General features: G+C 69.1%; 16 protein-coding genes. 9 read left to right on the forward strand and 7 right to left on the reverse strand.

Annotated elements, in window-relative coordinates; genetic code table 11:
* Positions 1-240: 240 nt before the first annotated feature.
* The 8 genes from NOCYR_RS07160 to NOCYR_RS07195 are packed head-to-tail and all read left to right on the forward strand — an operon-like array spanning position 241 to position 11,299.
* On the forward strand, positions 241-2,976 hold the full coding sequence (locus NOCYR_RS07160; protein WP_014349687.1) for a phosphoenolpyruvate synthase: 2,736 nt from the start codon (positions 241-243) through the stop codon (positions 2,974-2,976).
* Positions 2,969-6,475 (forward strand): AMP-binding protein, encoded by a 3,507-nt coding sequence (locus NOCYR_RS07165; RefSeq protein ID WP_014349688.1) that lies wholly within the window; start codon positions 2,969-2,971, stop codon positions 6,473-6,475. The genes NOCYR_RS07160 and NOCYR_RS07165 overlap by 8 nt, the downstream gene beginning before the upstream one ends.
* A complete protein-coding gene (locus NOCYR_RS07170; protein WP_014349689.1) occupies positions 6,472-6,732 on the forward strand; it encodes an acyl carrier protein in 261 nt (86 codons plus the stop codon). The genes NOCYR_RS07165 and NOCYR_RS07170 overlap by 4 nt, the downstream gene beginning before the upstream one ends.
* On the forward strand, positions 6,729-7,820 hold the full coding sequence (locus NOCYR_RS07175) for an SDR family oxidoreductase (RefSeq protein WP_014349690.1): 1,092 nt from the start codon (positions 6,729-6,731) through the stop codon (positions 7,818-7,820). Before NOCYR_RS07170 ends, NOCYR_RS07175 begins: the two co-directional genes overlap by 4 nt.
* The gene (locus NOCYR_RS07180; protein WP_014349691.1) at positions 7,817-8,737 is read left to right on the forward strand and encodes a nucleoside-diphosphate kinase; all 921 of its coding nucleotides are present in this window, start codon (positions 7,817-7,819) and stop codon (positions 8,735-8,737) included. Before NOCYR_RS07175 ends, NOCYR_RS07180 begins: the two co-directional genes overlap by 4 nt.
* The gene (locus tag NOCYR_RS07185; protein WP_014349692.1) at positions 8,734-9,723 is read left to right on the forward strand and encodes a ScbA/BarX family gamma-butyrolactone biosynthesis protein; all 990 of its coding nucleotides are present in this window, start codon (positions 8,734-8,736) and stop codon (positions 9,721-9,723) included. The genes NOCYR_RS07180 and NOCYR_RS07185 overlap by 4 nt, the downstream gene beginning before the upstream one ends.
* A complete protein-coding gene (locus tag NOCYR_RS07190; RefSeq protein ID WP_014349693.1) occupies positions 9,720-10,340 on the forward strand; it encodes a nitroreductase family protein in 621 nt (206 codons plus the stop codon). Before NOCYR_RS07185 ends, NOCYR_RS07190 begins: the two co-directional genes overlap by 4 nt.
* Complete coding sequence (locus NOCYR_RS07195) at positions 10,316-11,299, forward strand: hypothetical protein (protein WP_231856037.1); 984 nt, start codon at positions 10,316-10,318, stop codon at positions 11,297-11,299. Before NOCYR_RS07190 ends, NOCYR_RS07195 begins: the two co-directional genes overlap by 25 nt.
* Before the next feature lie 12 nt (positions 11,300-11,311).
* Here NOCYR_RS07195 and NOCYR_RS07200 read toward each other — a convergent pair whose 3' ends face one another.
* The 5 genes from NOCYR_RS07200 to NOCYR_RS07220 form a co-directional block, all read right to left on the reverse strand.
* Entirely contained in the window at positions 11,312-12,409 is a 1,098-nt protein-coding gene (locus NOCYR_RS07200; RefSeq protein WP_014349695.1) for a methyltransferase, read from the reverse strand.
* 88 nt (positions 12,410-12,497) lie between these two features.
* On the reverse strand, positions 12,498-13,271 hold the full coding sequence (locus NOCYR_RS07205) for a MerR family transcriptional regulator (RefSeq protein WP_014349696.1): 774 nt from the start codon (positions 13,269-13,271) through the stop codon (positions 12,498-12,500).
* Between the two features lie 92 nt (positions 13,272-13,363).
* Positions 13,364-14,302 carry a D-isomer specific 2-hydroxyacid dehydrogenase family protein gene (locus NOCYR_RS07210; RefSeq protein ID WP_014349697.1) on the reverse strand — a complete coding sequence of 313 codons (939 nt, stop codon included), beginning with the start codon at positions 14,300-14,302 and terminating at the stop codon, positions 13,364-13,366.
* Positions 14,303-14,400: 98 nt separating this feature from the next.
* Positions 14,401-15,351: a non-homologous end-joining DNA ligase gene (gene ligD / locus NOCYR_RS07215; RefSeq protein WP_014349698.1), complete on the reverse strand. Its 951-nt coding sequence runs from the start codon at positions 15,349-15,351 to the stop codon at positions 14,401-14,403.
* Between the two features lie 54 nt (positions 15,352-15,405).
* Positions 15,406-17,538 carry a RecQ family ATP-dependent DNA helicase gene (locus NOCYR_RS07220; protein ID WP_419538284.1) on the reverse strand — a complete coding sequence of 711 codons (2,133 nt, stop codon included), beginning with the start codon at positions 17,536-17,538 and terminating at the stop codon, positions 15,406-15,408.
* 133 nt (positions 17,539-17,671) lie between these two features.
* Here NOCYR_RS07220 and NOCYR_RS07225 point away from each other — a divergent pair, with 133 nt between their 5' ends.
* Positions 17,672-18,145: a hypothetical protein gene (locus NOCYR_RS07225; protein WP_014349700.1), complete on the forward strand. Its 474-nt coding sequence runs from the start codon at positions 17,672-17,674 to the stop codon at positions 18,143-18,145.
* 42 nt (positions 18,146-18,187) lie between these two features.
* Here NOCYR_RS07225 and NOCYR_RS07230 read toward each other — a convergent pair whose 3' ends face one another.
* Positions 18,188-19,411: an RtcB family protein gene (locus NOCYR_RS07230; RefSeq protein WP_014349701.1), complete on the reverse strand. Its 1,224-nt coding sequence runs from the start codon at positions 19,409-19,411 to the stop codon at positions 18,188-18,190.
* Between the two features lie 125 nt (positions 19,412-19,536).
* On the reverse strand, positions 19,537-20,406 hold the full coding sequence (locus NOCYR_RS07235; RefSeq protein ID WP_014349702.1) for a ribokinase: 870 nt from the start codon (positions 20,404-20,406) through the stop codon (positions 19,537-19,539).
* Between the last annotated feature and the right edge of the window lie 57 nt (positions 20,407-20,463).

Genomic DNA, 20,463 nt, shown 5'->3' on the forward strand with positions numbered 1-20,463 from the left:
CCTCACCGCACCCACCGACGCTGCCCCGACAGCTTAGTGGCCGGCGCCGGCCAGGTCGCGCCTGTCGCGCCGTCGGGCGGCGTGGCACCGGCGGGGCCCCGAGGATTGTGAGCTAACACCATGGTCAATTCTCGGATATACAGACAATGCTCGGATTTACTCGGTCGCGGGCCCACCGCGTCCGTGGTGGGCCCGAGAATATGAGCTGCCCGGCACCGGCCGGGAGCGATGGGAGGAAGCGTGCAGCTGCTCGGACCGTGGACCGACTCGACGGCCATCTCGGCCTCGGCAGGGGGTAAGGCCCGCGGATTGCACCTGCTGCACAACAGTGGCTTCGCGGTGCCGGAGTGGACGGTGCTCGGCACCGATGTCTTCGACGCGTTCGCCGCCGGTGCGGACCTGAACGAGCAGATCGCGCAGTTCGCCGCCGCCGACACACCCGAGGCGGCCGCGGCGGCGGGCGCGGCAGTGCGGTCGGCGATCGAGACCGCCGAGCTGCCCGCCGAGGTCACCGCCCTGATCGGCGAAGGGTATCGCCGCCTCGGCAGCGTGCCGATCGCGGTGCGTTCCTCGGTGTCCGCCGAGGACGGCCCCGCGCATTCCTATGCCGGTCAATTCGATTCGTATCTCAACGTCGACGGCGAGGACGCGGTGCTGCGCCAGGTGCGCGCCTGCTGGGCGTCGGCGTTCTCGCAGCGCGCGATCCAGTACGCGTTCGCCCACGATCAGCCCAGGGTGGCGGCCGTCGCCGTGGTGTTGCAGCGGCTGGTGCCTGCCCGGGTCAGCGGGGTCATGTTCACCGCGAACCCGGCCAGTGGTGCGCCCGACGAGCTGGTGATCAGCGCCGTGTACGGCCTGGGTGAGGGTCTGGTGTCGGGTGCGGTGGACGCCGATTCGGTGGTCGTGGATCGCGCGGGTGCGGTGCTCGAGACCGTCATCGGGGACAAGGACCGCGCCTTCCTGCCCGATGCGGCCGGCGGCTCGGTGCCCGGCGAGGTCGATGCCGAGCGCCGCGTACGCCTGGCACTGTCCGACGCCGAGATCGCCGGTCTCGCCGAGCTCGGCCGCAAGCTCGAGGCCGCGCTTGGCGCACCGCAAGACATCGAATGGGCCATCGACGACGACGGCATCTGGTTCCTGCAGGCCCGCCCCATCACCACCGCGCTGGCCGCGCCGGCCGATCGGGCACTGGCCGAGACCGCACTGATCCGCGGCGCCGGTGAGGACGTGCCCGACGGCGAGACCCGGATCTGGGACAACTCGAACATCATCGAAAGTTTCAGCGGTCTCACCTCGCCACTGACCTACACCACCGCCGCCGACATCTACGGTCGTGTTTACCGCGGTTACGCCGAATCGCTGCAGGTGCCGCCCGCGCAGTTGCGCCAGACCGATGCGTGGACGCCGGTACTGCTCGGCTACTTCCACGGCCGCGTGTACTACAACCTGCTGCACTGGTATCGCATGGTCGGTATCGCGCCCGGCTATCCGCTCAACCGCAAAGTGCTCGAGGCCGCCCTCGGGGTGGACGAACCGCTGCCCGACGACATCGCGAAAACCTTGCGGCCCTACACCTTCGACTCGACCGCCGCGCGGATCCGCTCGCGCACGATCACCACCGTCACCTATCTGCGCAGGCTGTTCGGCATCGACGCGATGGTCGAGCAGTTCCTCACCGAGTTCTACCGCGTCTATGACGAGTACGAGGCCCTCGACTACACCACCCTCACCGGTGAGCAGGCCTACGCCGCCTACCGCAAGGTCGACGCCGATCTGGTGCGGCGATGGGGCCCGCTCATGGTGCTCGACGCCATCCTGCTCACCTGCACCGGCGCGATGTTCCTGCTCACCAAGCTGTTCCTGCCGAAGGCGCCGGAATGGTTCCTGTACGCGGTGGTCGGGCCCGGTGCGGATGTGGAGTCGGCGGAGCCGGCGCGGGCGTTGACGGCGATGGCCGAAACCGTGCACGCCGATCCGGATCTGACCGCGCTCATCAATTCGACCGAGCCGCAACAGATCTACCGGCAGCTGTATGCCAACGACACCTATGCGGCGTTCCGGGCCGAGGTCGATGCCTACATCGACCGATACGGCTACCGCAGCCTGGACGAGTTGAAATTGGAAACCCCGGATCTGCGCGAGGATCCGGCGAGCCTGTTCGTCATGCTGCGCAGTGCGCTGGGCCGGGTGGGCCAGGCCGGGCAGCAGCCCGATCGCGCCGCCGAAGCCGACGCCTACCTCGACGCACACCTCACCGGTTTCCGCAGACGAATCTATGAACGTCTGCGCGCCAAGGTTTCTCGCAGCGCCGCGCACCGCGAGCGGTTGCGGTTCTGCCGCACCAGAGCGTTCGGCATGGTGAAGCGGATGATCCGGGTGATGGGCCGCGATCTCGCCGCGCGCGGGGTGATCGACGAGTTCTCCGACGTCTTCTATCTCACCGTGCAGGAGCTGCGCGGTAGCTACGAGGGTGCCGACACCGGCGACTACCGCGCACTGGTGGCTGCGCGAAAGGTGCAGCGCGCCAAGGACGCCGGGCTGGTGGCGCCCGCGCGCTTCAGCACCGTCGGGTCCACCTTCGGCAGGCAGGAACTGGCTTCCCAGGGCTGGGTTCCCGTCACCGATACCCCGCCCGCGACCCCGGGTACGGTCCTGGCAGGCACGCCGTCATCATCCGGTGTGGTCGAGGGCGGCGCGGTTGTGGTAGACGAGCCCCGTGACGTCGCCGGTGGCATCCTGATCGCCTACCGCACCGACCCCGGATGGGTGGCGGCGCTGCCGTCCGCGTCGGCGCTGGTGATCGAGCGGGGCAGCCCGCTCACCCACGTCGCGATCGTGGCGCGTGAGCTCGGCGTGCCGACGGTCGTGCAGGTCAAAGACATCACCAAGCGGATACGGACGGGAATGCGGATACGGGTGGACGGAACCACGGGGACTGTGACGGTGCTGTCCGGAGAGGAATCCGGCGATGCGTGACACCGATGACGTAGCGACGGTACGCAATTGGCTCGTCGAGCCCGACGCGTCCACCGGCATCCATTTCGCCGACGAGGCCGATGGCTGGGATTACCGCAGCTACGCCGAGCTGGCCGAGCTCACCTGGTCGATCGCGCAGGTGATGCGCGAGCACGGCATGGGCAGCGGCGACGGCGCCTGCGTCGTCATGCCGACCGGATTCCCGTGTACCGCGGCGTTTTACGCGGTGTGGGCGTGTGGCGGGGTGTTCACTCCGGTGGCACCGCCGATGTTCGGTGATCTCGATCAGTACATCGCGCATGTGGCCGCGATCCTGGCGCAGGCGCAACCGCGGGTGGTGGTGACCTCGGTCGAGTTCGAGCAGCTCGCCCGTCGCGCGATGGTGGAGGCGGGCCGCGCGGATGAACCGGTGGTCGTCGATCCGGCCGCCTTGCCACAGGCACCAGCCGAACGGGTTTTCGGCGCGCCCGATCCGTGCGCGCTGTTGCAGTTCACCTCCGGATCCACCGGTACCCCGCGCGGGGTGCGGGTGAGCTGGCACAACCTGGCCAACAACATCGCGATGATCTCGCGGCTGATCGACTGGCAGCCGGGTGAGGCGATGGTGTCGTGGCTGCCGCTGTATCACGATATGGGCCTGGTCGGCGCGTTCCTGACCACTGTCACCAATCAGGGCGAGCTGTATCTGATGCGGCCGGACCAGTTCGTGCGCGATCCGGTGCGCTGGCTGCGGGCGATGACCCGGGCCCAGCATTCGCCCTCACCGTCGTTCGCGCTCGGCTACGTGGCGCACCGGGTTCGGCCCGACGATATCGCCGATCTGGATCTGTCCGGCTGGCGGACCCTTGCCGTCGGGTCGGAGCCGGTCGAAGTGGCCGATCTGCAATCGTTCGCCGAACTCACCGGCCGCCAGGGTTTTTCGATGAACGCCTACACCCTCGCCTACGGTCTGGCCGAGGCCACGCTGATGGTGACCTCCTCGGCCCGCGGCCGCCCGGTGACGGCGCTGCGGCTGGACAACGCGACGCTGCGGTTCGGCGCGCCGGTCTCGGTGCTCGAGGAACAACCACTCGACGACACCCACCGAGTGGAGGGTGCCGGCTGGATCACCGGCCTCGGCTATTCCACCCCCGAATCGACCGTGCGGGTGGTCGACGAGGACGGCAACGATCTGCCCGACGGCACCCTCGGCGAAATGATCGTGGTGGGTGATTCGGTGGCCCTCGGCTATTCCGGGCCGCCGAGCCCGGGATCGTCCACCCGAATCGAGGACGGCGTGCTCTACACCGGCGACGCCGGATTCCTGCACCACGGCGAGGTTTTCGTGCTCGGCCGGATGGGTTCGAGCCTGAAGGTGCGTGGCCGGTCGGTGTTCATGGAAGACATCGAATCGCGGGTGGCCCAGGACACCGGCATCACCAAGGGCAAACTCGCCGCGGTGGCGATCACCGAGGCCGGTGCGCAGGGCATCGCGCTGTTCGCCGAATCGTCACCGGGGGACTGGATCACCGAGGCGCGCAAGATCATTCGGGGTGAGCTCGGGCCCGCGCAGACAGTCACCATCGTCACCGGCCCGCGTGGGCTCATCCGGCGCACCTCCAGCGGTAAACCGCGGCGCAGGCACATGTGGCAGCTGTTCGCCGACGGCGCCCTCGACGGCTCGGTGGTGCACGAGACAGACGGCACCGCGTCGTCGGGCAGTAGTGCGGTGGCGCCGGCCGATACCGGCACGCCCACGCCGACCTTGCCCGCCGACCGCAGCCGCGAACTGCTCGACGCCGCGCTCGCCCAAGTCTCCGTCCCGGCGGATTCGGCGGTGCTGTTCGAGGGCTCGCTCGCCGAAGGCTTCGGCAACGAAGGCTCGGACGTGGACTTCCTGGTCGTGGCGCCGGGCGCCGAGGAGATGCCTACCCTGCCGACGGTGCTGTTCATCGATGGCCGCCGCGTCGAGGTGCGTACCCGCTCGGAGGCCCAGCTGCGACGCCAACTCGACACGGTCGCCCAGGCCGCCGATCCCACGGTCCTGGACGAAGACCTGCTCAACCGCTGCCAGCGATTCCTGCGCGCCACCCTCGTGCGCCCCGGCGCCCCCGATATCGACGACTTGCGCGCGACCCTGCCGCACGGCGAGTTCGCGGCCGCGCTGGCCGACTGGTGGGCCGCCCGCGCTCGCCAAGCCCTGCGCTACGCGGTGGCGCTGCGCACCCTGGATGCGTCCGGCGAAGCGACCGAATGGGCGCGCGACGGCCTGCGTCAGGCGATGAAGGCCTGGGCCGCCGGGGTGCACGAGACCTACCTCGAAACCAAATGGCTGCCTCAGCAGTTGACCCGCATCGGCGACGACGAGCGGATCACCAGGTTCCACGACCTGCTCACCCCGGCCGGGCGATCCACGATCGCCTGCGCCACGGGCGAACCGTCCGAGCCGGCGTCCGCAGCGGATTCCGATCGGCCGCGCGGCATTCTGGGCGCCGCCACCGAGCGTGCCTTGGAACAGCGGCTGTGGTGGGATCAACTGCTGGCCCTGGCCGCCGACCTCGGCGTCACCGGGATCAGCGACGACGCCGATCAGATCCTGTTCGCCCGCATCCCCGGTGTCACCACCTGGAAGATCGGCGAGCGCATCCACGTCATCCGCGGCGACCGCGACGTGTTCGTACTCTCCGAACGCGGCGGCCGGGCCTGGCGGTCGGTGGTGTTCCGGCATTCGCTGGCCGCGGTGCTCGCGCGAGCGAAGACCGATATCCGCGGTGAACTCGCCGAATTCCTGCGTCTGGGCCTGGTCGGTCTGGAGTGGCGCGGCGATGGACCCGTCGAACCGGCGCTGGCCATGTGTAAACCCTTGCGGCCCTACACGCCCGTCCCGTCGTGGGCGGCGCCGACGCTGGGCGTCACCGGTGCGGTGAGCACCGACCCGGTCGCGACCCTGTCGCCGCTGCCTGCACCCCGCTTCACCGAATGCGCGATGAACCTGGTGTGGTCGAACATCGTGCTGGAGAACGCCCGCGAGGATCTGGCCGGTGCGGTGAAGAACGCGCAGGGCGCGGTCGCCGATATCGCCGCGCACCGGATGATCGCGATGGCCGTGCGGGTGCTGTTGTCGGCCTTCGGTATTCATCCGCTGCCCGCCGATGTCGCGCCGGTCGAGACGGTGCGCCGGTTGCTCCCGTCGCACGCCGGGCGTCGCGGTGAGCTGCTGGACGCACTCGAAGCGGCTCAGGCGGTGAGCTTTTCGACCGCCATCACCTCCGGCGCGGACCTGATGACCGGCTTCGCCGTGCTCGACGATTTCGTGGTGTTGGTGCGCGCGGTGGCCGGTGGCGCCGACTTCCCGGCGTCGTTCGATTCGCGCGAACAGTGGCGGCGCACCCTCGCCATCGGCTACGACTGGTTGCGTATCGCCGGCTATCTCGACACCGACCTGCCGCTGGACGAGGCCCGCGACCTGTTGAGCACCGGCGGCCAGCAACCCCATCTACGCGAAAGCGAGCCCGCATGAGCGCCATCGACACCGCCGTCGCCGACCGGGTCCGCGCCCTCATCCGCGCCATGGCGCCGGACCAGGACGCACCCATGGCCGATGACCAGCGGCTCATGGAGGACCTGGGTTTCGATTCGCTGCGGCTGATGGAACTGACCGTGGTGCTCGAGCGCGCCTTCGAGCTGCCGCGATACAAGCCCGAAGAGCTGGTCGGGGTGCGCCGGGTCGGCGAGGTGGTCACGCTGATCAGCGGAAGTCTGGACGGCCGGGCATGAGCGATCGCGATACCGCCCTCGTCACCGGCGCGACCGGACTGGTCGGCGCCGAAGTGGTGGCCCGGCTCGCCGCGGCGGGCCGGCCGGTCGCGGCGGTGCTGCACAGCAAGGGCGAGATCACCCGCAACGACGGCACTCTGCTGGAACCGGGAACCGCGGTCACCGGCGATATCCGGGCCGCGGGTTTCGGGCTGGGCGATCGCGACGCCGCGGATCTGGCCGAGCGGGTCGGGGTGATCGTGCACTGCGCGGCCACCACCGCCTTCGATGCCTCCGACGAGGAGTACGAACAGCTCAACGTGGCGGGCACGGCCAACGCCATCGACCTCGCCGAGCGCTGGCAGGTCCCGCTGGTGCACGTGAGCACCGCCTACGTGTGCGGGATGCGCGGCGGCACCATCCGGGAGGACGAACTCGACACCGGCCACGGGTTCGGCAACGGCTACGAGGCCAGTAAGTTCCGCGCCGAACAGCTGGTCCACGCGGCCGGTGCACGCGGTGTGCGGTGGGCGATCGTGCGTCCGGGCATCGTCACCGGCGCGACCGGCACCGGCGTCATCCGCGAATACAAGAACCTCTACACCGTGGTGAAGCTGATGGTGGAGGGCAAACTGCGCTCGCTGCCCGGCCGCTACGACGCCACCCTGTCGCTGGCCCCGGTCGACCATGTGGCCGATGTGGTGGCCGCGGCGGTCCTCGATTTCGATTCGGCGGCCGGGCGCACGATGCACGCGCTCGGGCGCGACACGTTGTCGTTGCGTGAGGTCTCCGATGTGCTCGCCGAGTACCCGTCGTTCGAGGTGGCGACCTTCGTCCCGGAGACCAGCTTCGCCGAAGCCGATCTCGCCCCCATCGAACGCGAGTACTACCGCCGCATCGGCTCGCTCTACACCAGCTACTTCCGCCGCCGGCTGGTCTTCGACACCGAGCACGCCGACGCGCTGCTCGGCCGTCCGTCCCCGGCCACCGGTAAGGAGTACCTGCGCACCCTGCTCGACTACTGCCTGGAATCCGGGTATCTCGGCGTACCACTGCCCTCGATCGAGGAAGTCTTGGCGGGCAACGGTTTCGGTGGGGTGCGCCGATGAGTGAACCGCTGCGTGAGCTGCTGAACGCGCTGACCACCCAGCCGGAGAAGGTGGCCGCCTATCTGGGCGACACCTATGTGCAGGAAAGCGTCGATCAGCTCGACCGCGCCGGGGTGGACGCCGCGAAATTCGCCCGCGAACACTCCCTGTTGTTGCTCAAACCCGATGCCATCGTGGGACGCGCGGTCGAGCCGACGCTGGAGTGGCTGGCCGGCAACGGTTTCCGCGTGGTGGACGCCGGCCGCGTCACCGGGGACCGGCTGTTGGCGCGCGCCCTGTGGTACTACTCGTGGAACATCGCCTCCACCGAACGCCGTCGCCTGGCCGACCTGCTCGTCGGCATCTGCGATGTGCTGGTGCTCGTGGTCGCCGGAGCCGACGCCGAATTGCCCGTCCCCGTCCGGCTGACCGACGCGAAGGGCCCCACCGACCCGCGCAAACGTCGTCCGGGCGAACTGCGTCATCTGCTCGGACAGCACAGCTACCTGCTGAATCTGGTGCATTCGCCCGACGATCCCGCCGATGTGCTGCGCGAGCTGGCGATCCTGTTCGACGAGCCGCGCCGCGCCGACGTCATCGCCCATGCCGGCGCGGGCGCCGACCGATCCGCCGAGGCCGCGCGGCTGGCGGCCGAGCTCTACGCGAGCACCCCGGACCGTGATTTCGACCGCACCACCGCCGCCCGCCGCCTGATCGCCGATGCCGAACTGGCGGGACTTTCGATTCCCGGTGGCATCGACCCCGAGTCCGACCAGGACTGCGCGCGACTGCTGGCCACGGCCTGGGATCGGGGTGTCGAGCTCGATCCGTGGTCGGTGATCGTGCTCGGGTCCTACGTACTGCCCATGCGGGTGGGGACGCAACCGCAGACGTTGCGCCCGGTCACCGCATCCGATTGGTTGGAGGCCCGGCCGTGAGTGTCGAGACAGTGAACGCCGACAACACCGCATCGCATATCCGCACCATCTCCCGCGAGTTGGCGCACCGCTGCGCGGTTTCCGAGGTGTTCGTCACCTCGCTCGACAGCCTCGGCGAGGACCAATTCCTCGCCGGCGCGCAACTACCGCGCATGCACTCCTACTACGGCGACCACGCGGGCACCCTGGCGCTGCGCCATGATCCGCTGGTGGTGATGGAGGCCGCCCGGCAGGCCGCGATCGCCCTGACCCACGAGTTCTACGCCGTCCCAACCGACCGTGCCTTCCTGGTGCGCACCTTCAACGGCGCCGGCGCCGACACCGCGGCCTGGGAGGTCGGGTTCGCACCCGCGGATCTGGTGCTGGCCGTGCGGGTTCCGCGCAAACATCACGACGGCACCGATATGCACGGCGTGGACATGGTGCTCGACATCTCCTGCGGCGGCGTCCCCATGATGACCGTCGACGGGTCGTTCTCCTGGACCACCGGCAGCCGCTGGGACCGGATGCGCAGCGCCTTCCGCACCGGTCTCGGCCTGGGCCAGTTCGTCGGTGCGTCCGCGTTGACCGAACGCGCCGAACCGGCGGCGGTGGGCCGAGAGAACTGGCGCAATGTGGTGGTCGGCCCGGTCCGCCGCGACGGTGACACCGCAGTGGCCACGCTGGTGCCCGATATCGGCCATCCGTTCCTGTTCGACCATCCGCTCGACCATGTGCCCGGCAGCCTGCTGATCGAGGCGTGCCGGCAGACGGCGCTGGCCATGGTGCTCGAGCGGGCGCCCCGGCTGATCGGAGTGTCGAGCACCTTCGACCGGTTCGTCGAATTGGACACCCCGGCCGAATGCCGGGCCGAGATCATCGGCGACACCGGCGGCCGCACGGTGGTGCGCTGCGAGATCCACCAGGCCGGTGCCGTGGCCGCACGGGTGGACGCCGAATTCATCGACGACGTCGTCATCGAGCCGACCGGCGGGGCGGACCGGTGACGGGCGCGGCCGAACTGCTCACCACCACCCGCGCTTTCCGGCGCAGGCTCGACCTGACCCGCCCGGTCGACCGCCATGAGCTGCTGGCCTGCCTCGACATCGCAGTGCAGGCGCCGAGCGGAACCAACCGCCAGCCCTGGCGGTTCGTCGTAGTCCAGGACCCCGCGACCAAACAGCAGATCGCCGAGTACTACCGCAAAGGCTTCGCCGCCTACCTCTCCGCGCGCACGCCGCGCCCGGATCAGCTCGGCGACCTGGCCTCCGGCCAGTACCTCGCCGCCCATCTGCACGAGGTGCCCGCGCTGGTGGTGGTGTGCTCGCTGGGCCGTCCACCGACCGAGGCATCCGCGCGGCAGCTGGCCAGCTTCTACGGCTCCATCTATCCGGCGGTGTGGAATCTTCAACTGGCCCTGCACGATCGGGGCCTGGGCTCCTGCCTGACGACCGCGCACCTGGCCTACGAACGCGAGATCGCCGACCTGCTGGCCATCCCGTTCGAGGAGGTCACGCAGGTGGCGATGCTGCCGGTGGGGCATCTGCTGCCCGGAACCGCGAGCCCGGCCAAGCGGGCGCCCGCGACCGAGGTGACCATGTGGGATCGCTGGGGTGCGCGGTGAGCGAGACGGTGCGCGCCGGGGAACACGGTGCCGGATCTTCCGTGGCGCCGGGGCCGATCGCCTCGCTCGGGCGCATCGCCCGCTTCACGGCGGTGATGTACAAGCCGCACTATCTGCTCTACGGCATCAACTGGGTGCTGGCGCTCGAAGGTACCGCCGCACTGGTCACCGAACCGGAGGGAAGCTGGCGGCCGAGCTGGGCGACGGTGCTGCGCATCGTGGTGGTCGCGTTCGTGCTGCTGTATCTGCGGATGGTCGACGAGCAGAAGGACCTCGACTACGACCGGGTGCACAATCCGGACCGGCCACTGGTGACGGGCGCGGTCACCGCGACCGACTTGCGGGCCGCGATGGGCGTCATCGCGGTCGGTGCGATCGCCGCGAGCCTGCTGCTGTCGGCCGGGTCGGCAGTGGCCATCGCGGCGGTGCTCGGCTACGGGCTGGCGCTGTGGGGGCTGGAACGGATCTCGGAACCGATTCGCCGCGATATCCTGCTGAATTTGCTGGTCACCTATCCGGTGCAGCTGCTGGTCACCGCCTATGTCGTGGTGTCGGCCATCGACACCGGTGAGGTCGAGGCCGGCTGGCAGGCAGCCGCTGCCGCCGTGATCTTCGCCGGGGCATTTCTGCAATTCGAGTTCGCGCGCAAGACCTCGCGGATCGCGCGGCCGGGGGAGATGTACTACTCGAACGCGCTCGGCACGAACGGGTCGGTGCTCGCGGGACTGGGCTGCGCGATCGTGGCCGTGGCCGCCGATCTGGCGTTGGTGCGGCCGTGGGATCACGACGGTGCGCGCGCCGTGATCGCCTGGATTCCGCTGGTGTTGCTGGTGATTCCGTTGCTCGGCGGACTGCGGTTCCTGCGCTCCGAGGACGAGGACTACCCGGTGATTCCGGCGGTGCTGTTCATCCTCACCCTCTACCTGGCGCTCATCGCGCAGGCAGTGGTTCCCGGATAGCGCCCGGCGGGCTCAGCCTGCCGGGACCGCTTCGAGCACATTCTCCGGCGACAGGGTCGGCGTCACCGAAGTGAGGGTGAAACCGCATTCCGCCAGCAGCGCACGGTATTCGGCCTCGGTGCGTTCCCGGCCGCCGGTATTGACCAGCATCTCCAGATCGATGTACTTGCCCGGATGCGGGCGGTCGTCGTCGGGCAGCACGAGTTCGATCAGCAGCAGGCGCGCCTGCGGTGACATGGCCGCACGGATGGTGCGCAGCACGCGGGTGGCCTGATCGGCGGGCCAATCGTGGATGACGTGCTTGAGCAGATACGCGTCGCCACCCTCGGGCACGGTGTCGAAGAACGACCCCGCCACTATCGCACACCGATCCGCCACGCCCAGCTCGGTGAGCCGCTCACGCGCCTCACCCACTACTTCGGGCAGATCGAACAGGATGCCGCGCGATTGCGGTGCCCGCCGCAGGATCTCGGTCAGCAAAGCGCCCTGCCCGCCGCCCACATCGACGATCGTGCGGAAGCGGCCGAAATCGTAGGCCGACAGCAGAGGTTCCCGGCCCAGGGTGTCGATGCTCGACATGGCGCGATCGAACATCGTGCCGAATTCCCGGTCGGTGCGCAGATAGTCGAACAGCGGAACACCGTCCACGGTATTGCCCACCGCGTCACCGGTGCGCACCACCTGCGCCAGCTGGGTCCAGTTGTCCCGGTGGATCTTCGAGCCGAAGAACAGGGTGGCATCACGCAACGAAACCTCGGCATCGGCGCGCAGTGCCTGCGCCATCGGCGTCAGCGCGTAGCGGCCGTCGCGGCGCCGGGTGAAGATGCCGTGACTGATCAGCAGCCGCATCAGCCGGTGCAGGGCGTCCTCGTCGGCACCCACCGCCTGCGCCAGATCCGCGCCATCGCGCGGACCATCGGCCAGCGCGTCGGCGACCCCCAGATCCGCCGCGGCATGGATCGCCTGCGTCAGCCACCCGGCCGCGATCATCTCCAGTAGTGCGGCATGGCCGGGCACCATCCGCCGGTGTGCGCTCGCCATGACATTGCGCACCCGTTCCACCGCCCGCACCAGGCCCTGCGGGGGCAGTTTCGCTCGATCGGAGGCCATGACGACTCCATTCGTCGGCAAACGCGGTTGCCAAGGAGATTACGGCCCGAACCGCGTCCCGGGTGTGAATCGCGCGTCGTGGCCGTCGCTAGCGGGGCGATTCGCCCTTGGCGGCGGTGCGGTTGCGTTCGCGTTCGGCGGCGGTCTCGAGATATTCACCGAGCTCGCGGCGCAGGTTGGTGTCCAGCGAGCGCGCGAGCGTGTTGTGCACCGACGCCACCGCGAGCTCGCGCATCTTGTTGAGCATGGCGGTGGTCTCGGCGATCTCCTCGTTGGTCTCCGGTAGCCAGCCGGGGCCGTGCTCGTCGACGATGTGGGTGCGGGCGGCGGCGATCATGATCTTGGTGATGTCGTCGATATGCGCGGCGACCTGGGCGTGCACGCTGATCAGGGTGCGCAGGTCCAAGCCGTATTCGTCGAGTTCGGCGAAGCTGCTCAGCAGGTGGGTGTCGGTGAAGACGACGGTGTCGTTCTCGACGCGGACCAGGCCCATCTCGCGCAACTGGTCGACGAGGTCGTCGGTCTCGGCGCCGAGGATGGAGCCGATCAGCTCCCGCGACACCTCGAACGGCTCTTCCTTGGCCCAGGTCGCGGTCACCGCGTGCTGGAGACCGAGCACCTCGGTGAGGTCCTTCCCGGTTTCCCAGCTGGTGATGAAGTCGGCGATATGGGCGGTGGTGAAACCGCGCTGCAGCAGTGCGTCGATCAGGCGCAGCCGCTCCAGATGGGTGTCGTCGTAGATGCTGGCGCGCCCGTCCTTGCCCACCGGCGGCGGCAACAGACCGCGTTCTTGATAGGCGCGGACGTTGCGGCTGGTGGTGCCTGCGGCCCGTGCGAGGTCATCGATCCGGTAGTTCGGCATCGCTTGCACCTCCTCACATCCCCACCTGCGCCGCACCGGCGGGCGCCCGGCCGTCGACCGCCCGAGTGTATCTCCCGCGCTCTCGGCCGGCCTCAGTACCCGCGTTCCGGTTCGATCGGCGCCCGCAACGGCGCGCCGTCGGCGAACCGGACGACGTTGGCCCGCACGTGTTCGGCGAATGCGGCCATCCGCAGCTGCGGCGGATTCGAATCATGCGGAGTGACAATGGCATTGGGAAGCGTCCAGAGCGGGTGCCCGTCGGGCAGTGGCTCCGGATCGGTCACGTCCAGGCCGGCGCCGCCGATCGTCCCGGCGCGCAGGGCGTCGACCAGAGCGTCGGTGTCGACGAGACTGCCGCGGGCCACATTGATCACCCACGATGACGGCTTCAACTGCGCCAGCTCTTTCGCCCCCACCAGATGCCTGGTCTCGGCGGTGGCCGGCGCGGCGATCACCACATGGTCGGTGCGCGACCAGACCCCGGCGAGTTCGTCGGCGCGCACCGTCTCCACGTCGTCCGGAATACCGGGCCTGGTGACCGCGCGACCCGACCGATTGACCGCGATGATCTTCGCGCCCAGCGGCGTCAGCATCGGGATCAACGCCCGCCCGATTCCACCCGCACCCACGATCGCGACCGTCGCCCCGCGCAACGACCCGACATGCGGAAAGAACTCACGCTGCCGCCAACTCTCGGCCCGCAGATGTTCCGGCAGATACCGCACGCCCGCCAGCAGCAGCATCAGCGTGTGCTCGGCCACGCTGGCGGCGTAAGCGCCTGCGGCAGAGGTGAATCGAACCCGCGGGAACCGTTCGAACACGCCGGCGTCGAACCAGTCCTCGACTCCGGCCGCGTTCAGCTGCACCCATTCGATCCCGTCCGGCAGGTGGTCCGGGAACTGCGCCGGTGAACCATTCCAGACGAGCGCGCGCGCCTCGTCGAGCCCGGCGGTACGCGCGCCCGCCTCCGTCACCGCCTGTTCGAGCATCGGTTGTTCACCCGGGCCGACCGCAACCGCCATCCGGCTCATCCTCGGACCTCCTTCGCTCACCGCGCCGGTGCTCCACGTCCGGCCGTCCTCCGATCGAACGTACCGGCGAAGGCGGGGGAGGGTGGATGGTCGGCTGATCAGTCCTCGTCGTCCAGTTCGACCTTGTCCCTATCGGCCCACTCGATCAGCCGGTCCAGTTCGAACACCGCGTCGTCGATGCCTGCGTGCAGGTCACCGAGCTTCTGGTAGCGGGCCGGCACGGTCGCCATGGTGAAATCACGCGGGTCGATATCGGGGACCTCGTCCCAGATCACCGGGGTGGACACGGTGGCTTCGGGCACCCCGCGCACCGAGTAGGCGGCGGCGATGGTGTGGTCGCGGGCGTTCTGGTTGTAGTCGACGAACAGCATCCGCGGGTCGCGGTCCTTGCGCCACCAGGTGGTGGTGACGTCATCGGGCGCGCGCCGTTCCACCTCGCGGGCGAAGGCCAGCGCGGCGCGGCGCACGTCCTGGAAACCCCATTCCGGTGCGATCCGCACGTAGACGTGCAGTCCGTGTCCGCCGGAGGTCTTCGGCCAGCCCACCGCGCCGATCTCGTCGAGCACCTCGTGCACCACCCCGGCGACCCGCTGCACCCGCGACCACGGGCAGTCCGGCATCGGGTCCAGGTCGATGCGCCACTCGTCGGGACGTTCGGTATCGAAGCGGCGAGAGTTCCACGGATGGAACTCCACCGTCGACATCTGCACGGCCCAGATGACGTCGGCCAGCTCGGACACGCACAGCTCGTCGGCATGCCTGCCGTACCGGGGGAAGAACACCCGCACGGTCGGCACCCAGTCCGGCGCGCCTGCGGGCAGCCGCTTCTGATGCACCTTGTCGCCGGCGAGTCCCTTGGGAAACCGGTGCAGCATGCACGGTCGATCCCGCAGCGCGTTGACGATCCCGTCGCCGACGCTGAGGTAGTACTGCACCAGATCGAGCTTGGTGGCGCCGGATTCGGGGAAATAGACCCGATCCGGGTTGGAGACGCGAACCGTCCGGTCCCCGACCTCGAGCTCGATAGCCGACCCCTTGCTACTGGCCACGTCCCGACCATAACCCGGCGCACCCGGATCGTCCGGCCGAACCACGCCGCCGGCTCAGGTCGGCGTGGCCAGCGCGAACGGCAGTACCGCCGGGGCCCCGGCCTTGCGGAGTTGATGGGCGGCGGCGGTAAAGGTCCATCCGGTATCGGTGAGGGCGTCGACCAGCAGGATCGGGCCGTCGATCGGTCCGAGGTCGGGTAGTTCCCAGAGGTCGTGCAGTGCGGCCACCCGGTGCGCGGAATTCACCGCCGATACCGGCGGCCGGTCGGGACGTACACGCATCGTGCCGAGATCGCGGAGCTTGCCGATCTCGGCCAGCCGCGCGGCGAGGCTCGCCGTCAGCACCGGATGTGTGGGCGATTCCAGGGCCAGCACGGCGGTGGGACGGTCCTGCCAGTCCCAGTCGCGCAGCACTGCAATGCAGGCCTGGACCACGGCGTCGGGTACCGGCTCGTCCGGGCCGTCGAGTAGGGCGCGCAACCGCTGACCCCAGCCGAGCGCGCTGAGCCTGCCGAGCACCCGGCCGGTCTCGGCGCCTTCGGAGATCTTGCCCGACAACGGAATACCGAGTTTCGCCATCCCGGTCGGCCACATCTTGCGTGGCGCCAGGTCGATTCCGGGTCGGTCGAGGCGGTCGCGGGTGGCCGCGACTGCTTCGGCGTCGAGCGCGGTATCCGGCCGGACACCGGTGCAGTTGTCGCAGCGGCCACAGTCGGCGGTGCCGGGTGCGGCGGTCCGGAGCCCAGGATCGTCGAGTTGGCCGCGCAGGAACACCATCCGGCAGCCGGTGGTCGTCTGATAGTCGATCATGGCCTGCTGTTCGGCCGATCTGGCCGCCTCCAGCCGCTCGTAGCGATCGCTGTCGTAGACCCAGTCCTGGCCGGTGGACAGCCAGCCGCCGCGCACCCGGCGCACCGCACCGTCGACGTCGAGCACCTTGAGCACCATCTCCAGGCGCGACCGATTCAGCTCCACCAGCGGCTCCAAGGCGGCCGTCGACTGGGGTCGCTCGGTGTCGAGCGCGGCGAGCACCGCACGCACGATGTGCTCGCGGGGAAAGGCGACGGAAGCAAAATAGCTCCAGATCCGCGCGTCCTCGGGGCCGGGCAGCAACACCACTTCGGCGCGGTCGGTCCCTCGGCCGGCACGCCCGACCTGCTGGTAGTAGGAGATCGGCGAGGAGGGCGCGCCCACGTGCACCACGAAACCGAGGTCGGGTTTGTCGAACCCCATCCCGAGCGCCGACGTCGCGATCAGTGCCTTGACCTCGTTGTTCAGCAGTGCGGCCTCGAGCATCTCGCGCTCGGCCGGATCGGTCTGGCCGGTGTAGGCGGCGACCGTGTGCCCGTGCGAGTTCAGCACGTCGGCCAGATCCTGCGCCGCGGCCACCGTCAGCGTGTAGATGATGCCGGAGCCGGGCAGCTCGCCCAGATGACGGCTGAGCCAGGCCGTGCGCTCGACGGCATCGTCGAACCGCACCACCGACAGGTGCAGCGACTCACGGTCCAAGGTGCCGCGCAACACCAGGGTGTCGGTGCCGATCTGGGTGGCCACATCGGTGACCACGCGGTCGTTGGCCGTCGCGGTGGTGGCCAGCACCGGAACGTCGGACCCCAGATCGGCGATCAGCGTCCGGATACGCCGGTAATCCGGCCGGAAGTCGTGGCCCCAGTCGGACACGCAGTGCGCCTCATCGATCACCACCAGGCCCGCGTCCGCGGCGAGCTTCGGCAGTACCTGATCGCGGAAGTCCGGATTGTTCAACCGCTCCGGGCTCACCAGCAGCACATCGACCTCGCCCGCGGCCACCTGGGCATGGATGTCGTCCCATTCGGTGACGTTGCCGGAATTGATGGTCGCGGCGCGCACTCCCGCGCGTTCGGCGGCCGCCACCTGATTGCGCATCAGCGCCAGCAGCGGCGACACGATCACCGTCGGCCCGCGCCCGGCCGTCCGCAGCAGCTTCGCCGCGATGAAATACACCGCCGACTTTCCCCACCCGGTTCGCTGCACCACCAAGGCGCGGCGGCGCTGCACCACCAGCGCCTCGATCGCGGTCCACTGGTCCTCGCGCAGCCGCGCCCCGCCACCGGCCAGCTCCCGCAACAGGCCCTCGGCCCGCTCCCGCAGCCCGGCAACGTCGATACCCGTCGTTGTCGTCCCCTCAGCTGTGTCCATGCAGGCCATGGTGCCCTACACCACCGACAAGGTCGTCCGAAGCGGCTGAATCCGAGCCGTGACCGGCGGATCTGGGTACTCCCGGGGACAATGAGTGCTACGACGAGGGGCCACCGGGCCGTGGACCTGGTAGGAGGACGTGATGCCGGACAGTTTTCAGTCGCCCGCGGGGTGGTCGCCGCCGGGTGCCCAGTTCCAGAATCGCGGTGCGTTGGGCCGCACCCTGATCAGCACCGCTGTCGCGCTGGTGGTGACGCCGGTCGGCATCGGCATCGCCGCGCACGGTTCACTGGCCACCAGTCGCTGGTGGGATTCGGTGGACCGGTGGAGCGCACCAGGTCAGTCGGTGCTCGGTGCGGTCCTGCTGTTGCTGGTGGCGGTGCTCGCCGCGTACTCACCGGCGGCGACCATGATCGCCGGCCTGATCTGGGGCATCCTGCCCGGCATCATCCAGATCTTCTTTCCGGAGGACACCTTCCGCCTGATCGGTGACATCCCCGGATTGGCCGCCGAACTGCACGTCGCCCTGCATGCCTGGTTGGTCAGCGGGATGGTGCTCGTGGTCGGGACCTTGCTGTTCGGTGCGGGTGTGGTCGCGACGTTGAAGCGACGCTGAGGCACCGATCCGGCCGGACCGCGATGGTCCGGCCGGAATCGGTCAACCCTTCACGCAGAGCACCTGACGCAGCGTCGCCACCACATCGACCAGGTCGCGCTGTGCGGCGATGACCTCATCGATGTCCTTGTACGCGGCCGGAATCTCATCGACGACACCGGCGTCCTTGCGGGACTCGACGCCCTCGGTCTGCGCGATCAGATCGGCGACGCTGTAGCGCTTCTTGGCCGCAGTGCGGCTCATACGCCGGCCCGCACCGTGCGACGCCGACTGGAACGACTCGGGATTTCCCTTGCCGCGCACGACATACGAGCGGGTACCCATCGAACCCGGGATCAGGGCCAGATCGCCCTTGCCCGCGCGCACCGCGCCCTTGCGGGTCACCAGCATCGGCACGCCGTCGATCATTTCCTCCGCCACATAGTTGTGGTGACACGAGATCGGCGCGTCGAAATGCACCGGGCGATCGGCGAATTCGTCGCGGACCGCACGGCAGGCCAGGGCGAGCATGACGGCGCGATTACGTGCCGCGTATTCCTGCGCCCAGGTCAGATCGTGACGGTAGGCGTCCATTTCCGGGGTGCCGGAAAGGAATACCGCGAGATCGCGATCCGGCAGGTCCGAGTTATGCGGAAGGGTGCGAGCGACAGCCATATGGCGTTCCGCCAGTTCCTTGCCGATATTCCGGCTGCCGGAATGCAGCAGAATCCATACCGCGTCGTCCTGGTCGAGGCACAATTCCAGGAAGTGATTTCCGCCGCCGAGTGTCCCCATCTGCTTATGTGCCTTGGATTCCCGGTTGCGGACGCTCTTGTCGAGGTCGTCGAAAGAACCCCAGAACCGGTCCCAGCCCGAACGCAACGTCGCGGTGCTCGCGCCGAGTCCCGAGACCTCGGCACCGATGCGGCGCACGTCGACCGAGTTGTCGTGGGCGTGGAAGCCCACCGGGATCGCGGCCTCGATGCGGCTGCGCAGCGAATGCAGATTGTCGGGCAGGTCCGCGGCGGTGAGGTCGGTCTTGACGCTTTCCATACCGCAGCCGATATCCACACCGACGGCGGCGGGGGCGACGGCGTCCTTCATGGCGATGACCGAGCCCACCGTCGCGCCCTTGCCGAGGTGCACGTCCGGCATGACGCGCACGCCGTGGACCCATTCCAGTTGCGCGATATTCCGCAGCTGGCGCAGTGCGGCCTGCTCGATATCGTGCTCGGAAGCCCACATCAACGTCCGCGCCCGGGTACCGGGCAGCTCGACGGGAAACATTGTCTCGGTCCTTTCACTCCTTGCGAATTCGCTTCGCCTTACACCGTCAACGGTAGGCACGGCGGCGTCGCTGCGCACCTGAATTTCGGCGCGAGAAAGGGCAGGATCGATGACGTGAATTTGTTTCAGTCGAGCGCTGCCTCGATCTCCTCGCGCGCCGGAATCGAGGCGCTGGCACCCAGCCGGGTGGTGGCGAGCGCGCCCGCCGCACACGCCCAGCGCAGGGCCTCGGCCGGACCGCGCTGCCAGGCCACCGCGAGCGCGCCGGTGAAGGTGTCGCCCGCGCCTGTCGTGTCCACGACCTGCACACGCAGCCCTGGCACACGCAGTTCCCGGCCGTCCGTTCCGCGGTAACGCGCACCGTCCGCGCCGAGGGTCACCACCAGATGCGGCACCGCGTCGAGGGCGGCGCCGAGTTCGGCGAATTCGCCCGAGTTGACCACCGCGACGTCGACATCGGCCCACAGCTCGGGCGGCAGTGGCCGCGCCGGTGACGGGTTGAGCACGACGACGGTCCCGTTCGCTTGCGCATGCCGAGCGGCCGCTGCCACCGTCTGCACCGGAATCTCCAATTGGCACAGCAAGATATCCGCGCCGGCGATGACGGCAAGGTCGTCGTCGGAGAGTTCGGTGAGCGTGGCATTGGCCCCACCCACCACGATGATGCTGTTTTCCCCGGCAGCGTCCACCACGATCGCCGCGATCCCACTCGGTCCATCGACCGTCCGCAGCCGCGCGGTCCCCACGCCCGACTGACGCAGCACCGCCCGAAGCTCATCGGCGAACACATCGTCACCGACCGCGCCGATGAACTCCACCCGCCCACCGGCCCGCCCCGCCGCGATCGCCTGATTCGCTCCCTTACCCCCGGGCACCATCGCGAACCCGCTCCCGAGCACCGTCTCGCCCGGCTCCGGCCGCCGCGCGGTAGTGGTGACCAGATCCATATTGATGCTGCCCAGCACCGCGATCACGGGTGCCTGTCCGTCGGTCATACCGGGCACGGTAACGGCACCGGCCACAGCGCACCGGCAATGCGACCGGAACGGCGG

Source organism: Nocardia cyriacigeorgica GUH-2, assembly GCF_000284035.1.
GTDB classification, from domain to species: domain Bacteria; phylum Actinomycetota; class Actinomycetes; order Mycobacteriales; family Mycobacteriaceae; genus Nocardia; species Nocardia cyriacigeorgica_B.

Excerpts from the sequence above, each read along its gene's own strand:
- NOCYR_RS07225 (WP_014349700.1), top strand. The coding sequence starts at position 17,672 with ATGCCGGACAGTTTTCAGTCGCCCGCGGGGTGGTCGCCGCCGGGTGCC.
- NOCYR_RS07210 (WP_014349697.1), bottom strand. The coding sequence starts at position 14,302 with ATGAGCCGGATGGCGGTTGCGGTCGGCCCGGGTGAACAACCGATGCTC.
- NOCYR_RS07220 (WP_419538284.1), bottom strand. The coding sequence starts at position 17,538 with ATGGCCTGCATGGACACAGCTGAGGGGACGACAACGACGGGTATCGAC.
- NOCYR_RS07170 (WP_014349689.1), top strand. The coding sequence starts at position 6,472 with ATGAGCGCCATCGACACCGCCGTCGCCGACCGGGTCCGCGCCCTCATC.
- NOCYR_RS07230 (WP_014349701.1), bottom strand. The coding sequence starts at position 19,411 with ATGTTTCCCGTCGAGCTGCCCGGTACCCGGGCGCGGACGTTGATGTGG.
- NOCYR_RS07165 (WP_014349688.1), top strand. The coding sequence starts at position 2,969 with ATGCGTGACACCGATGACGTAGCGACGGTACGCAATTGGCTCGTCGAG.
- NOCYR_RS07200 (WP_014349695.1), bottom strand. The coding sequence starts at position 12,409 with ATGGCCTCCGATCGAGCGAAACTGCCCCCGCAGGGCCTGGTGCGGGCG.
- NOCYR_RS07205 (WP_014349696.1), bottom strand. The coding sequence starts at position 13,271 with ATGCCGAACTACCGGATCGATGACCTCGCACGGGCCGCAGGCACCACC.
- NOCYR_RS07175 (WP_014349690.1), top strand. The coding sequence starts at position 6,729 with ATGAGCGATCGCGATACCGCCCTCGTCACCGGCGCGACCGGACTGGTC.
- NOCYR_RS07235 (WP_014349702.1), bottom strand. The coding sequence starts at position 20,406 with ATGACCGACGGACAGGCACCCGTGATCGCGGTGCTGGGCAGCATCAAT.
- NOCYR_RS07180 (WP_014349691.1), top strand. The coding sequence starts at position 7,817 with ATGAGTGAACCGCTGCGTGAGCTGCTGAACGCGCTGACCACCCAGCCG.